Here is a 210-nt window from a genome sequence, read left to right on the forward strand (position 1 = left end):
GGTGGGTCGAGGAGGACTTGAACCTCCGACCTCACGCTTATCAGGCGTGCGCTCTAACCACCTGAGCTACCGACCCATCTGGTGGAGCCTGTCGCTCTGCAAGAGCGCCAGTGGCTCGTCGATCGGCTCCATATTGGTGGAGCCTATCGGGATCGAACCGATGACCCTCTGCTTGCAAAGCAGATGCTCTCCCAGCTGAGCTAAGGCCCC

Annotated in this window: 2 tRNA genes; both read right to left on the minus strand. The window is 60.5% G+C overall.

The annotated features are described in order from the left end of the window. Positions 1-2: 2 nt before the first annotated feature. Positions 3-76 (minus strand) — tRNA-Ile (locus tag O4G76_RS21885). A 58-nt stretch (positions 77-134) separates the two neighbouring features. Beyond that, positions 135-210: transfer RNA gene (locus O4G76_RS21890), tRNA-Ala, on the minus strand.

The organism is Limimaricola sp. G21655-S1, from assembly GCF_027213785.1.
In the GTDB taxonomy this organism is placed as follows: Bacteria; Pseudomonadota; Alphaproteobacteria; order Rhodobacterales; family Rhodobacteraceae; genus Limimaricola.